This is a genomic window from Chroococcidiopsis sp., assembly GCF_051657925.1.
Lineage (GTDB): Bacteria > Cyanobacteriota > Cyanobacteriia > Cyanobacteriales > Chroococcidiopsidaceae > Chroococcidiopsis.
The window spans coordinates 16,870-30,746 of record NZ_JBOFLP010000012.1 but is presented as its reverse complement, the minus strand read 5'-3'; the positions used below and the strand labels follow the sequence as shown (position 1 = coordinate 30,746).

Below are 13,877 nucleotides of genomic sequence, written 5' to 3'. Positions count from 1 at the left end.
TTTCATAACCCCAACTCTACTGTTATATGAGAGTTAAGTCAATCAATATTGAAATCCAAGCCTAGAATTTTAACTATAGAAATTAATCTATATTCAAGCAAGAAATATCCTATTTGTTAAGTTATGAAATTGTTTATTAAGTTGTGAAAAATGCTAATGACTTTTGCAACAATAAAGTCAACAATTGTTTTAGAGGAAACTGGTTTCGTCCTATCTTACCGGAGGATAAAAAAATGAGCCTTGTTGCCCAAGTTATAGCTCAATCTGATGAAGCCGATCGCTTTCTTAGCCGCACAGAATTAGATAAACTGCAAGATTTTTTTAAAACAGGAGAGACACGACTTAAAGTAGCGCAAATCCTATCGCAAAACGAACAAAAAATTGTCCAAGAGGGTAGCCAAAGATTTTGGAAGGTGATACCAAATACTCCCAGCAACAGCGGCGATCCGAAAAAAACTGCCTTATGCCAAAGAGATCAAGCCTGGTATCTCCGACTTATTACATATGCCGTATTAGCTGGAAACATGAAACCCTTAGATGATATCGGCATAAATGGAATGCGGGAAATGTATGTATCCCTGGGTGTTCCTGTCAGTAACATTGGCAGTTGTATGCGCTCTTTAAAAGAAGTTGCTACAGGTTTAATGAGTCGCGAAGAAGCCGATCTTGCCAAACCTTATTTCGATTATTTAATCCGAGCCATGTATTAAGTTTTGGTGAGGTAATTGGAGTTTTCCTTTGTTAAGGGTTAGATAACTCAAAACATCAAACTTTCAGCACATAAATTCTGCAATTAAAAACGAAGCAATCAGTTGGAGAAAAAAATTATGCAAGACACGATTACTTCTGTTATCAATCCAGCGGATCGACAAGGTAAATATCTCGATACACCTGAGTTGGAAAAGTTGAGAAAATATTTCCAAACAGGAGAGTTGCGCGTAAAAGCAGCTGCTACTATCAGTGAAAATGCCTCTGGTATTGTCAGTCAAGCGGTAGCAAATTCGCTCCTATATGGAGATATCACCTGTCCTGGGGGTAATATGTATCCCACTCGTCGCTATGCAGCCTGCATTCGCGATTTAACCCTATTCTTGCGTTATGCTACCTACGCTATGTTAGCTGACGATCCTTCCATTATTGAAGAGCGGGTTCTTTTTGGTTTGAAGGAAACCTTCAGTACTCTGGGTGTTCCGATTCAGCCAACCGTGCAAGCAATTCAAGCATTAAAGGAAGTCACGACTCGTTTAGTTGGTGCGGAAGCTGGGCAAGAAGTTGGGACGCATTTAGACCACATTTGTAGTGGTTTAAGTCAGTGACCGGTAGCTAGTTACCAGGTCGTTTAGATCCCCCCAACCCCCCTTCAAAAGGGGGGCTTTTAGATCCCCCCAACCCCCCTTCAAAAGGGGGGGGCTTTTGATTTCTAGCCACCAGTCGCCAGCTATCGATAACTGGTCACTGGTCACTGATAACTGTTAACTGTTAACCCCCATACAACTTGCTAGATTTTTGTTTTTGGTAAGTAGCCTCGTAAAGATTCTGAGGCATGGGGGAGGGGTATTCTAATTTCGATTTCCCCTCACGGCTAGAACTTTCGTAAAAAGTCTTTTCTTCGTCGTTGGGATAGTTGAATTGGTAAAGCACTTGTCGATGATTAGGCTGTAATTTTGTCCTTGTGGATGCAACTGAGTTTGAAGAGGGTTCGTAAAGATAGTTCAAAGATTTTTGAGCAGATTCTTGGTAAGCAAAAGCTGGCTGAAGCTCAACTTGAGGAGATTCATAGAATGTATTCCAATTGGGTTGAGGCTGGTGGTTGAAAGCTCGCTGATAGGCTAAATTTGCAGTTCTAATTTCCGAGAAAGCTGCTTTCCAAGATTGTAGAACGGGTTCAAAGTAACCAGATGCCAATCCAAAATGCCAGAGAGAACCCTGAAGAGTAAAGAACGATAGGTAAAAGTAGGTATTTGCCAACCAAACACGAGTCGTTGGTTCTAATTGGTTTGGGTCGAAGTAGTGGGGTAATAAGGACGATTTGAGGCTTAAGGGCGCACCATAAAACTCAACTGGGTAGGCGAGGGTATTAAATCCGCAAAAGTAAGAGCCAGCAAATCCTGTCAAAGCAAGACTAAATAGAGAGTAAGAAAGAATGGCGTTACCAGAGAACAGAAAACGTCGTTTGACCCAATCCCACGGTTCTGTAATGACATGCCACATTCCTGCCGCAATTAACAGCGCACCAACATAAATATGACCGCCAACAACATCTTCGAGATTGTTGACATCAAATAGATGACCAATGCGATCTACAATTATCCCAGGATTTAAAGTGGGGTCGGTAACGACGCGTACTTGTCCGATATTAGCATCGTAAAGTCCGCCAAAAAACATGGCTTTTGCTACTAACAACAAAGCCCCTATTCCTAAGAAAATCAAGTGATTTCCTAAAATAAAACTCAATTTTTTGGGGTCGTCCCAACTAAAATGATATTGCCGCGCTAGAGGATTTTTGGACTCTTCTAAGCTTGCCGGGACTTGCCAGCGGTGAAATAAAGTGCCTGCTGTAAAAACTGCGGCGGAAACAAGCAGTACAACTCCAAAAGCAAAAAAGGGATAAGTGTCGGTGACTTGACCGTCAGAAACCTGACTCCATCCTTGTGTAGCCAGTCGAGGTAAGAGAAATAACCCTTGTTCTGACATCAGACGGTCGGGAGAATATCGACTAATTTCTAACAGTATCAGCGCACCAATACTAAAGGCTACGATCGCAGCATGGGCAATATGAGCAGTCAAAAATGTGCCTGATAATTTAGTTAGGCGCGCATTACCAGCCCACCAAGGATATTGGGCTTTGCGATCGCTTGCAGTTTCGATCATTATTTATTATCCTCACTTTCAAATCGGTCTACTGAAAGTCGAGATAGCTTGTGAAAAAGCTTCTGTTACAAAACTTCAAATTAAGCGCTCAAAAATGAAAGAACGATCCTGACTCCCAAGCCAAATTCGGACATGAAACAGCGCTGCAAAGATGGGTATTCCCTCTTTACCAATTGCGATCGCTTCAACTGAGGAAACTGTTACAATGAGCCTGCCAAGTCATGCGTTAACAGTCTTACATAGATGCGATCGCGGTGAATGGAAATTTTCATTATTCTCATCTTCATTATTTCTGAACTTGCAAACTATTCGCAATCACAAGAATTATTTCGTAATATTTGTATATATCCTTTAATTTGCTCCTGCTAAAATTTAGTAGCGATCGCGCGAAATTAATACTCCTTATCGTTAAAGTAGAAACTCTAACTCCTTTCGTTCCTATGGTTGCTCTATCTCCTAGCTTGCAAGCTAGACTCTCAACACCTCTAAAAATCGGCTCGTTGGAAGTCAACAGTCGAGTCTTACAGTCACCGCTATCGGGTGTAACTGACTTAGTGTTTCGCCGTTTAGTGCGCCGCTATGCTCCAGAGTCAATGATGTACACCGAAATGGTGAATGCTACAGGGCTGCACTATGTCAAAGAGCTGCCTAAAATTATGGAGGTAGAACCGCAGGAAAAACCGATTAGCATTCAATTATTTGACTGTCGCCCTGACTTTTTGGCAGAAGCAGCCATCAAAGCCGTTGAAGAGGGGGCAGATACAGTTGATATTAATATGGGTTGTCCGGTCAATAAAATTACCAAAAATGGTGGTGGTTCTTCGCTGTTGCGACAACCAGAAGTTGCGGAAGCGATTGTCCGTTCTGTGGTGCAAGCCGTCGATGTACCAGTGACGGTAAAAACTCGCATTGGTTGGACGGATAAAGAAATAACCATCCTAGACTTTGCCAAGCGTATGGAAGATGCGGGGGCGCAAATGATTACCGTTCACGGACGTACCCGCGCCCAAGGCTACAATGGTGCGGCGAAGTGGGAATGGATTGCACGGGTAAAGGAAGTGCTGTCGATTCCCACGATCGCCAATGGCGATATTTTTTCTGTAGCAGCAGCAGTGAAGTGTTTGGAACAGACAGGTGCAGATGGGGTGATGTGTTCGCGAGGGACGCTAGGCTATCCGTTTTTAGTTGGAGAAGTAGATTACTTTCTCAAGACAGGACGAGAATTACCGTCTCCTACACCAGTCGAACTGTTGCAATGCGCTAGAGAACATCTTCAAGCATTGTGGGAGTACAAGGGCGATCGCGGTGTGCGTCAAGCCCGCAAACATATGACATGGTACGCTAAAGGTTTTAACGGTGCAGCTGAATTACGCGGTCAACTCAGCGTTATCGAGTCTGTGACTGAGGGGTTAGAACTACTCGATCGCGCGATCGAACAACTCGATCGTCCAAATAGGGAGCAGGGAGCAGAGAGCAGGGAGCAGGGATTAATTGCAACTTGCGACTTATGACTTGTGAGTTGAACTGTCTCCCGACTCCTAGTAAATCAAGGCAAGAGACAATTTGACCCCTTGCCAATTCGGATCGAGCCTAACTCTTGAGAGTTTGACACTTAAAAAGTTTTGTCGATGAAATCTTTAGCTTTATCTTTAACATCTTCTTGAGCGTGCATTGTGGCTGCATCCTCTTGTTTTGCTTGTCCTTCCAACTTATCTTTGGGATCGCCTGTCAGCTCGCTCATCGCTTCTTGAACTTTGCCTTCAACGTTCTTAGCAACTGCTTCAACTCTTTTTTCGATGCTCATATCAATCTCCTACTAAAACTACTCGTAATTTCTGCTATAAGCAGGATGTAAAGTATTTATACGTATAGCTTGTAGGATGAACGAGAGATCTAACATCGCTCGTCAGTCAGATTTATTAAGTAGCGATCGCCTATCTTAAGACCGATCTCTGTGAGTCTTGAGAAAGATTTGGGTGTCAGTGCAAGTCAACAGAAATAAGTCGTACAGCAAATTTTAGGTAATTAACTGTACTAATCGATAAAATTATTTTTTAACTCTAATAAGAACAACTAATAAGTTGCCAATCGAAGTTAATGAGTACCAGATTTAAACCTTCTCAAACATAAAGAAATTATAAATTCATAATTGTCAGCAACTAGGAATAAACAACTCTCTTCTTGTAAAACTACCTTAAAAACCGTTCTGCTGAATCTACCGCTACTAAAGGGTTTCAGTATTAAGTCTCTATGAAGATAATCGGATTTAGCATCTTACTTTTCCGTAATTAGTAGCTGATTTCCAGTCGAACAATCGTTTTTGCAGTCTGGGGAAGTTCAGTATTTCGTTAAATCGGCATTTTCACTGAATCGACTCGTAAGTTTTTCTTAAAGTTCAGCTTGTTTTTAACTATTGCCCGTAAAAATACTGTGGTTCCAATAATGAATCTAATATATATTTTTTAAGGATTTTGAAAAACTTAAAAAAAATCTGAAAAATTTTTGGCAGTTGTTGAGGATTGACGCGATATAAGAGTACAAAGATTTTATGCAAACAAGCCAATTTATTTGATAGTAAAAATTACAGATATAGCTGAATTTACTAAGCTATAAAACAACAAAAAAATGTCTAATTGTAAAATTTCAAGTTTAAAGGATCGAGTTTATGTATTTAATAATGGTGTTAGTTGCCGCATTTGCTTATACCTTGGGTGGAATGTATATGAAACTTTCCAAGGGACTATCTGAACTCGTACCTAGTTTGCTAGTTTATTTCTTTTTAATTGCTGGGGCTAGTATTGAAGCCATAGCCATGAACGACTCTAGTTTAGGAGTCACCTATCTTTTCGTGGTTGGGTTAGAATTTATTTTGGCATTTTTAGTTGGAGCTTTGCTTTTTCGCGAAAGCTATTCTCATGGCAACCTATTTGGTGTATCTTTGATTGTTGCCGGAATTATTCTTTTGAGTGCAGGAGAATGCTAAGCAGATGCTTCAGCGATCGCTTCATCTAAATTAAGTACCATAAAAAATTTTGACAGGGCAGTAAAATTAAACGTGTTTTCCCGATCGCCACTACAGCCACTTGTCAAAGCGCGATCGTACCTAAACAACTTCAATCAAACTTTTAAAAGAAATCTATGGGTCGTTCATTGTTGTTTCAAGACCTTAAACGTGCTATAAAAATCGGATTTTACGCCAAAAAAAATCATCTCTCAATCAGTCAGGGTATCGAACAGATAGCTCAGATGCAAGCCAGCGCTGCTCAATCCACGGTACGGGAAAGAGAAACCCAACTAACGGGAACGGCTTTGGAAAACGTAGCGATGCAGCTAGAGCGCTCTTACGTCTCGCCCCAGTGGGAGCGAGATCTAAAAATTGGCATTGTAGGCGCGGGATTGGCAGGTTTAGCTTGTGGCTACGAACTAAAACAGCAAGGCATCTCTGCCACAATTTACGAAGCGAGCGATCGCGTCGGCGGACGGTGCTATTCGCTCGGTAAAGCATTCCCTGGAGCCGCGAAATTCCCTCATCAAGTCATCGAACGGGGTGGAGAACTGATTGACAGCCAAAACAAAACTATCCTGCGCTGGGCGCGACAATTGCAACTCACGCTGGAAGACGTGACTCAGCAGCCAGGAGAATTCGCTTGCTATTTCAACGGGCAGCATTACACTCAGTCAGCTATTTTAGAGGAATATCAAGCGTTTCTAGCCGAAATAACACGAGATTTACAAGAAATATCCGCCATGCCAACTGTAGATTGCTTTACGTCGGCGGATGCACGGTTTGACAAAATCAATTTATTGGAATATCTAGAAAAACGCCAAGCAGGAGATACAATTAAGGCTGCGATGAATGCAGCCTATATGGCAGAATATGGGCTGGAGTTGGAAGAACAAAGCTGTCTGAATTTTTTGTTGGTGGTACGAGACATTGAAACATCACAAGCTTCTCCCTTTCAAATTTTTAGTGACGAGCGTTATCACATCGTTGAGGGTAACGAGCAAATCGTCCGAGGATTAAGCCAAGAACTCCAAGGACAGATTGAGTTGGGGATGAGACTGGTGAGGGTACGCAAGAATTCAACAAACCGCATAGAAGTCACTTTCGACAACGGCGATCGCACGATTGATGTCGCATACGATGCCGTAGTGTTAGCAATTCCTTTTTCACTACTGCGTCAAGTCGAACTAGACGCAAACCTAGAATTACCAGAGTGGAAGCGGGAAGCAATTAATAAACTCGATCAAGCAACTCACGCCAAAATGATGCTGGGTTTTAACGGTCGTCCTTGGGTAGATCGTGGCAGTAGCGGTGCATCGTACTCTAATTTGTCCCACCATCAAACCACTTGGGAAACAAACCCGACTGGAGCAAGTCGCGATCGCGCCATATTAGTAGATTTTTCCAGTGGTAGAAGGGGAGCGACGCTCGATCCCAATCGCGTGCAAACAGAAGCGCACCTATTTTTGAAAGATTTGGAAAAAGTTTATCCTGGGGCGATCGCCCAAGCAACACGCGATCGTACTGGCGATTTACTCGTACATCTAGAAAACTGGACTGCTAACCCCCTCGCCCAAGGTAGCTACTCCTGTTACAAGCCAGGGCAATTTACCACGATCTGCGGTAACGAAGGCAAGCCAGTTGACAACCTGTTTTTTGCAGGGGAACACACAAATTCTTTCTATGAATGGCAAGGCTACATGGAAGGAGCAGCCCTATCTGGGATTAAAGCCGCTAGCGACATTTTGCAACATCTCAAGCTGACCATTTTGCGATGCTGAAAATCTACATAGCTAAACTTTGCTAGCTAAATTTTGCATAAACCAACAAACACTCTAACAGGCGGTGATACTACCGTTTTCGGGAAGAACAATTTTTTGTAAAGAAAGAGATTAGCCCTATGGAAAAGCGATTCGATTTTTACGGTCGGCATTTGCTGCTGAATTTTTCTGGTTGTGAAGCTGACATGGACGATCTAGAACAGATCGAACGCGATATGGTCAGAGCAGTTAGTGCAGTAGGAGCTACCATTGTGGCGCATCTCAAGCACAAATTTGAACCTTGCGGTGTTTCGGTTGTGTTAATGCTTTCCGAGTCTCACGCCAGCATTCACACATATCCAGAATACCGAGCTTGTTTCTTAGACATATTTACCTGTGGCGATTTAGATGTCGTACCCTTTGGTGAGGTATTAGAAACACTCTGGCGACCGAAATGGGTTTCCAAGCAATTGCACGAAAGATTCGATCCGGCGATCGTTCAAGCCTCGCAGTTGCCATTAATGTTAAGAAAGTAAGGTGGAAATGGTAGTGGCGCACGGCTGTGCGCCACTACCAAAACATACATCAGGAATCCATCAAACATGAGCCTAGAATTTAGTAGCTGGCTGAGCGATCAGACAACCTCAGATGAAATTCGCCTGTTGCGGCGAGTTGGAGGTATGGAAGCTAAATCGACTCAATTTCAAACGATGGAATTTGCCAAAACAGCAGCTTACGGTGACGTACTGGTGTTGGATGATACGATTCAATCGGCTGAGGTCGATGAGTATCTATATCATGAGGCGTTGGTACAGCCAGCAATGGTGATTCATCCCGATCCGCAACGGGTATTAATTATTGGTGGCGGGGAAGGTGCAACACCGCGAGAAGTTTTGAAGCATCCCAACGTCAAATCTTTGGTGATGGTGGATTTAGATCGAGAATTGGTGGAATTCTGCCAGCAAAAACTTCCTTCTTGGCATCAAGGTGCTTTTAGCGATTCGCGATTGGAATTGTTACATACTGATGGTCGCGCATATTTGGCACAGCAAGAGGCTAAGTTTGATGTAATTATCCTGGATATTACTGATGCTTTAGAAGAGGGACCCGCGATCGCGCTTTATACCAAACAGTTTTATTTTCTTTGTCAGCAGCGACTCTCAGAGTCGGGGGTAATGGTAGTCCAAGGTTTTTCTCTTTCGCCTTTGAAATGGATGGAACACGCTACAATCCGGCGGACTATTCATAGTGTCTTTCCCGTTGTCCGCAGTTATTCTATATTTATTCCTTCTTTTGCTTGTACGTGGGGATTTATTATTGCAACTAATAATATTGACCCTGCTAATTTGAGTAATAGTGAGATCGAGCAGAGGATAGGCGATCGCAATTTAGCAGATAAACTGAAAGCATACGATGCTGTGAGTCATACAGGTATGTTTGGCTTACCAAAAGATTTACGGCTTAAATTAGCACAGCCAGGAAATATTCTTGAGGATGGTAAACCTCTAGTTTTTGAGTAGAAATAAATCGTTAGCTAACACTTTATGTTAGTCAGAATTCGATCGGAATCGTAGATAAAAATATGCATAAATGCAGGAGTACTTGTAACGATCGCTACTCCGTTTTCCCAGGACTAACTGAGATATTTTTTATACTCAATTGGCAATCTGTGCAGAGATTTGCAGTAATTATTTTGTCAAACTAAAATTTAAGCAATTGTTTGTGCAAAGAAGGGTAAAATTAAGCTTTTCTCTATGGCACTTAGTGCGATCGTCGATGCATAATAACTATTTAAACTCCAACAGCAGCTACCCAGCACCAATTCTCAATTATTTTTTTGCTTCAGGCTTTTTGATTTTCGATTCAAACGAGGATTTATTTTAAAAAATCTCAAGTTTGACTGCATAATCAAACATTTCCTTTACAAATTGCAATTATTAGTAGTGCGATCGGCTATAGATGAAAGAGCATTAATTGAACCGAGCTTGACGACTTGATTTCTAATCGAATTTAATGAGGAGGCATACGGTAGCTACTGAAGTTAAAATCTACAAGTCAAAAACAAAAATTAAAAACTATGTACTTTTTGATAATTTTTTTCAGTTGATGTTAGAGGCTAGGGTTGTGCTGCAATTGACTAGGAAGAGAAATGAGTACTAGAAAAATATCGCTATTGCAGTCAGTAGCACCAATTTAGCTGTTCAGTCTCGGTCATCTCATCAGCGGCAAACTCAAAACCACTGCCAACTAGTCATGCAGAATCGAGGTGAGATCGTTAAATTGCTTGCCAAGTCCCAGTCAACCATTGCTGCTTATGCCATCTTATGACGCTGCGTAAAAAGACATTAATTATTACTGGCATGACGCTATTCAGTCTATTTGTAGCGCTGTATAGCACTTCCAAAACAATTTTATTAGATGGGTTTACCCAAGTGGAAGAACAGGATGCCGATCGAAATGTCCGTCGCATCGTGCAAGCATACAATGATGAGCTGAACAAATTAAACATCATGAATGGCGATGAGGCAGAGTGGGATGGTACTTATACCGATATTGAGACTGGCAATCTAGAGTATTTTCAAAACGCATTTAACTATGCTTCACTAGTGAGATCGAATCTCGATCTCGTTATGTATATCCGCCGCCGCGATCGGCGGATAATTTATAACGGCTTCATCACGCCCTATACAAAACAGGCTTTACCAGTACCGAAAAGCCTACAAAAATACTTCCAACAACCAGAATTTCTACTACAACCAGATAATGACGAGCGACAGCAAATGGGGCTGTTGCAGCTACCTGAAGGACTGATGTTGATTGCCGTGCGGCAAATTTTAACCAGTGAAGGCAAAGGTCCCAATCGCGGCATTCTCGTCATGGGACGCTATCTGGATGTTAGACAGCTAGCAGCAAAGACGCACTTCGATATTGCCTTAGAGCGATTAGACCAACCGCCCCTACCCTTAGACTTTCAAAGAGCAGAACACACTTTAATTAAAGACCAGCAAGTCTTCGTGCGATCGCTAAATGAAAGTACGATTGCTGGCTACGCGATGCTGCGAAATATGGAAGGGAATCCAGCCGCAATCTTGCGCGTAAATTTACCAAGGCAGATCTACCAACGCGGACAACTCAGCGTTCGTTATCTCGTGTGGTTGTTGTTGTTGGTTGGTTTGGTCTTTAGCGTCACAACTTTACTACTATTAGAAAAATTAGTCCTGTCGCGCATAGCGCGTTTAAGCAGCGATGTCAGCCGAATCGGTGCTAGTAGCGACCTGCGTTCCCGCGTTGAAATACCTGGTAACGACGAATTAGCCTGTCTAGCCAGTACGATTAATTGGATGCTAACTCAGCTGAACCAATCTCAAGCGGCACTACTTAAAAGTGAAGAACGCTATCGCGTATTTCTCGCCCAAAGCTCCGAAGGTATTTGGCGTTGTGAATTAGAGCGACCAGTAGCAATTCAAGCTGCTCTAGAGATACAAGTCAATGACTTTTACCAGCACGGCTATCTCGCAGAATGCAACGAAGTCTTGGCAGGTATGTTCGGTTACGCCAGTGTAGGTGAGATGTTAGGAGCGAGGATCGGTGAATTTTTACCCAAGTCCATTCCCTCTAACATAGAGTTTTTTCGCGCCTTCATCAGCTCTGGCTATCGCCTGGTAGATGCTGAATTGTGCGAGTTCGATCGCCACGGTAATCTCCGCTACTTTCTCAACAATCTCATCGGTATTGTCGAAAATGGCTACCTAGTGCGAGTTTGGGGCGTACAACACGACATCACCGCCCGCAAGCAAGCAGAAGAAGCCCTCGTCAGGGCAAAAATCGCTGAAGCTGCCAACTTGGAACTAACGCGAGAAATTAACGAGCGCAAGCGGATCGAACTTGCTCTCTCGCGTGAAAAAGAACTAGCACAAGTGACGTTACACTCAATTGGCGATGCCGTCATTACCACAGATGCAGAGGGTTACGTTCAATCGCTCAATCCCGTAGCAGAAAAACTCACCCGTTGGGATGGCGAACAAGCTAGAGGACTACCCCTCGATTGTGTCTTCAAGATCGTCAATGAAATTACGCGGGAGACATTAGACAATCCCGTAGAGCGAGTCTTAGATGAAAGTCGGATTGTCAAATCCTCATACAACACCTTGTTAATCGGACGGGATGGGACGGAATTTGCGATCGATCACTCAGCTGCACCGATTTATGCTAGCGATCGCCAACTGATCGGTAGCATTTTAGTGTTTCGCGACATCACTCAAGCCAACACGATGGCGAGACAACTGGCATGGCAAGCCAGCCACGACCCCTTAACCGAACTCTACAACCGACGAGAATTTGAGAAACGCTTGGCTACTGCCGTCCACAGCGCCCAAAATGGCAGCATCCAGCACGTTCTCTGCTACCTCGATCTCGATCAATTCAAAATTATTAACGATACTTGCGGACATGCAGCTGGAGATATGCTGCTGCGTCATATTAGCAGTTTGCTACCGACTCAATTACGTAAAACTGATACTCTAGCCCGCTTAGGCGGGGATGAATTTGGCATCCTGCTCTACTCGTGTCCTTTAGAACAAGCGACTCAGATTGCTAACGTGCTGCGGCAGCAAATCAACGACTATCGCTTCGTTTGGCAAGACAAAACCTTTACCGTTGGTGTCAGCATTGGTCTAGTAGAAATTAACATTACTACTCCTAGTGTTGCTAGCGTCTTAAGTGCTGCCGATGCTGCTTGCTATGTTGCCAAAAACAAAGGGCGTAACCGCGTCCACGTCTACCAACTCGACGACACCGAACTTGCCATTCAACAAGGAGAAATGCAATGGGTGACGCGCCTACCTCAAGCATTGGAAGACAACCGCTTTCGCTTATTCTATCAGCCCATTGCCGCGATCGCTCCGACTAGCGCTGGTTTGCCACATCACTGTGAAGTGTTGCTGCGGCTGGAGGATGAGACGGGAAAATTAGTCTCGCCGATGGCATTTATTCCTGCTGCCGAACGCTACCATCTGATGCACCGGATCGATCGCTGGGTGATTCAAACTTTGTTTCGTCACTTAATGCTGTCCTCAACTGCTCGTCTACCACATGTCTATGCAGTCAATTTATCTGGCGCAACGCTAAATGACGAACAGTTTATTTCTTTTGTTCAAGAGCAATTTGCTCTCACGGAGATTTGTCCCCAGTTAATTTGTTTTGAAGTCACGGAGACTGTAGCCATTACGAATTTAGCGAAAGCCGCAGCTGTAATGCGCCAACTCAAAGCGCTAGGCTGTAGTTTTGCCCTAGACGACTTTGGTAGCGGCATGTCTAGCTTTGCCTATCTGAAAAATTTACCTGTAGATTATTTAAAGATCGATGGGGTATTTGTACGGGAAATTGTCTCTGACCCGATCGCTGCTGAAATGGTAGCAGCGATCGCTAAAATTGCTAGCGTTATGGGTATTCAGACCATCGCTGAATTTGTTGAAGATGAGTTTATTTTAGACAAGCTGCGCCAATTAGGAGTTGATTACGCTCAAGGTTATGGCATTTCTCAACCGAAAGCGCTTACGCTCAATCGCCCTGTGACACGGCTGCATAGTCAGTTGGGGTATTGCAGTTAAATAGCATTGAAGGCTCAAAATCGGATAAGGGCTGAACCGGATGTTGCGCCAACCACCGCTGAAAAGAGCGCCCACCTTGCTCGATATATGATTCAAGGACGTTCAAACAACTGTGACGATAGAAACCGCACAAAGGCTCCCAGCCTTTAGGATGGCGCGGAAGCAGAGCGATCGCTTCTTCTGGTATCCCTACAAGTTCGTTCGCCCAATCTTGCAACACTTCCAACTGCAAGCAAGGTAGATCGCACGCCAGTAACAATACCCATTCTGTTTCTACATGAATTAGTCCTTGGGCAAAGCCTATTAAAGGGCTATTGGTTGTTAGTTGTTGGTTGTAGGCGCTAGCACTATACTGCGTGAAGGTTGATGGTTGTTGATTGTTGGTAAACTGGTCACTGGTCACTGATAACTGGTCACTGATAACTGCTCCCTGCTCCCTAATAAACTCACACCCAATAGGAAGTAAATGCTGATAGCGCTCTTGCCAAGGAGTTACGACGTAGACGCGATCGCATAATGCAAGTGCTACTTCGCATACTTTTTGCAACAACGGTACGCCATCAACTGGAAGTAGAGCTTTATCCCGTCCCATCCGCGAACTCTTACCTCCCGCTAGGACGATGCTAGAAAGGG

The 13,877-nt window shown here is 43.5% G+C and carries 12 protein-coding genes; 8 read left to right on the top strand and 4 right to left on the bottom strand.

Features of this window, described 5'->3' with window-relative positions:
- Positions 1–233: 233 nt before the first annotated feature.
- Entirely contained in the window at positions 234–710 is a 477-nt protein-coding gene (gene apcD, locus ACRC32_RS00960; protein WP_438552222.1) for an allophycocyanin subunit alpha-B, read from the top strand.
- A gap of 117 nt (positions 711–827) precedes the next feature.
- Complete coding sequence (locus ACRC32_RS00955; RefSeq protein WP_192159076.1) at positions 828–1,316, top strand: allophycocyanin subunit beta; 489 nt, start codon at positions 828–830, stop codon at positions 1,314–1,316.
- A gap of 163 nt (positions 1,317–1,479) precedes the next feature.
- Here ACRC32_RS00955 and ACRC32_RS00950 read toward each other — a convergent pair whose 3' ends face one another.
- Positions 1,480–2,871: a chlorophyll a/b binding light-harvesting protein gene (locus tag ACRC32_RS00950; RefSeq protein ID WP_438552221.1), complete on the bottom strand. Its 1,392-nt coding sequence runs from the start codon at positions 2,869–2,871 to the stop codon at positions 1,480–1,482.
- Between the two features lie 440 nt (positions 2,872–3,311).
- Between ACRC32_RS00950 and dusB the strand changes: the two genes are divergently transcribed.
- Entirely contained in the window at positions 3,312–4,382 is a 1,071-nt protein-coding gene (dusB, locus tag ACRC32_RS00945) for a tRNA dihydrouridine synthase DusB (protein ID WP_438552220.1), read from the top strand.
- A gap of 101 nt (positions 4,383–4,483) precedes the next feature.
- Here dusB and ACRC32_RS00940 read toward each other — a convergent pair whose 3' ends face one another.
- Entirely contained in the window at positions 4,484–4,675 is a 192-nt protein-coding gene (locus tag ACRC32_RS00940; RefSeq protein ID WP_015156289.1) for a CsbD family protein, read from the bottom strand.
- 861 nt (positions 4,676–5,536) lie between these two features.
- On the opposite strand from ACRC32_RS00940, the gene ACRC32_RS00935 reads away from it, so the two are divergent.
- Positions 5,537–5,854, top strand: coding sequence for a DMT family transporter (locus ACRC32_RS00935; protein WP_438552219.1), 318 nt, complete (start codon positions 5,537–5,539; stop codon positions 5,852–5,854).
- Here the strand turns inward: ACRC32_RS00935 and ACRC32_RS00930 are convergent.
- A complete protein-coding gene (locus ACRC32_RS00930) occupies positions 5,851–5,988 on the bottom strand; it encodes a hypothetical protein (protein WP_438552218.1) in 138 nt (45 codons plus the stop codon). The two genes, ACRC32_RS00935 and ACRC32_RS00930, sit on opposite strands and share 4 nt — an antisense overlap.
- 21 nt (positions 5,989–6,009) lie before the next feature.
- On the opposite strand from ACRC32_RS00930, the gene ACRC32_RS00925 reads away from it, so the two are divergent.
- From ACRC32_RS00925 to ACRC32_RS00910, 4 genes are all read left to right on the top strand, one after another.
- Positions 6,010–7,656 carry a flavin monoamine oxidase family protein gene (locus ACRC32_RS00925; protein WP_438552217.1) on the top strand — a complete coding sequence of 549 codons (1,647 nt, stop codon included), beginning with the start codon at positions 6,010–6,012 and terminating at the stop codon, positions 7,654–7,656.
- 119 nt (positions 7,657–7,775) lie between these two features.
- Entirely contained in the window at positions 7,776–8,171 is a 396-nt protein-coding gene (gene speD / locus ACRC32_RS00920; RefSeq protein ID WP_015156286.1) for an adenosylmethionine decarboxylase, read from the top strand.
- A gap of 66 nt (positions 8,172–8,237) precedes the next feature.
- A complete protein-coding gene (locus ACRC32_RS00915; protein ID WP_438552216.1) occupies positions 8,238–9,155 on the top strand; it encodes a fused MFS/spermidine synthase in 918 nt (305 codons plus the stop codon).
- 804 nt (positions 9,156–9,959) lie between these two features.
- Positions 9,960–13,244 carry an EAL domain-containing protein gene (locus ACRC32_RS00910; protein ID WP_438552215.1) on the top strand — a complete coding sequence of 1,095 codons (3,285 nt, stop codon included), beginning with the start codon at positions 9,960–9,962 and terminating at the stop codon, positions 13,242–13,244.
- Here the strand turns inward: ACRC32_RS00910 and ACRC32_RS00905 are convergent.
- The gene (locus ACRC32_RS00905) at positions 13,195–13,836 is read right to left on the bottom strand and encodes a molybdenum cofactor guanylyltransferase (RefSeq protein WP_438552241.1); all 642 of its coding nucleotides are present in this window, start codon (positions 13,834–13,836) and stop codon (positions 13,195–13,197) included. The two genes, ACRC32_RS00910 and ACRC32_RS00905, sit on opposite strands and share 50 nt — an antisense overlap.
- Positions 13,837–13,877: the final 41 nt, after the last annotated feature.

Bases quoted from the DNA above. Each gene is read 5' to 3' on its own strand.
- ACRC32_RS00955 (WP_192159076.1), top strand. From the start codon at position 828: ATGCAAGACACGATTACTTCTGTTATCAATCCAGCGGATCGACAAGGT.
- ACRC32_RS00940 (WP_015156289.1), bottom strand. From the start codon at position 4,675: ATGAGCATCGAAAAAAGAGTTGAAGCAGTTGCTAAGAACGTTGAAGGC.
- ACRC32_RS00915 (WP_438552216.1), top strand. From the start codon at position 8,238: ATGAGCCTAGAATTTAGTAGCTGGCTGAGCGATCAGACAACCTCAGAT.
- ACRC32_RS00905 (WP_438552241.1), bottom strand. From the start codon at position 13,836: ATGGGACGGGATAAAGCTCTACTTCCAGTTGATGGCGTACCGTTGTTG.
- ACRC32_RS00950 (WP_438552221.1), bottom strand. From the start codon at position 2,871: ATGATCGAAACTGCAAGCGATCGCAAAGCCCAATATCCTTGGTGGGCT.
- ACRC32_RS00935 (WP_438552219.1), top strand. From the start codon at position 5,537: ATGTATTTAATAATGGTGTTAGTTGCCGCATTTGCTTATACCTTGGGT.
- apcD (WP_438552222.1), top strand. From the start codon at position 234: ATGAGCCTTGTTGCCCAAGTTATAGCTCAATCTGATGAAGCCGATCGC.
- ACRC32_RS00910 (WP_438552215.1), top strand. From the start codon at position 9,960: ATGACGCTGCGTAAAAAGACATTAATTATTACTGGCATGACGCTATTC.
- dusB (WP_438552220.1), top strand. From the start codon at position 3,312: ATGGTTGCTCTATCTCCTAGCTTGCAAGCTAGACTCTCAACACCTCTA.
- ACRC32_RS00925 (WP_438552217.1), top strand. From the start codon at position 6,010: ATGGGTCGTTCATTGTTGTTTCAAGACCTTAAACGTGCTATAAAAATC.
- speD (WP_015156286.1), top strand. From the start codon at position 7,776: ATGGAAAAGCGATTCGATTTTTACGGTCGGCATTTGCTGCTGAATTTT.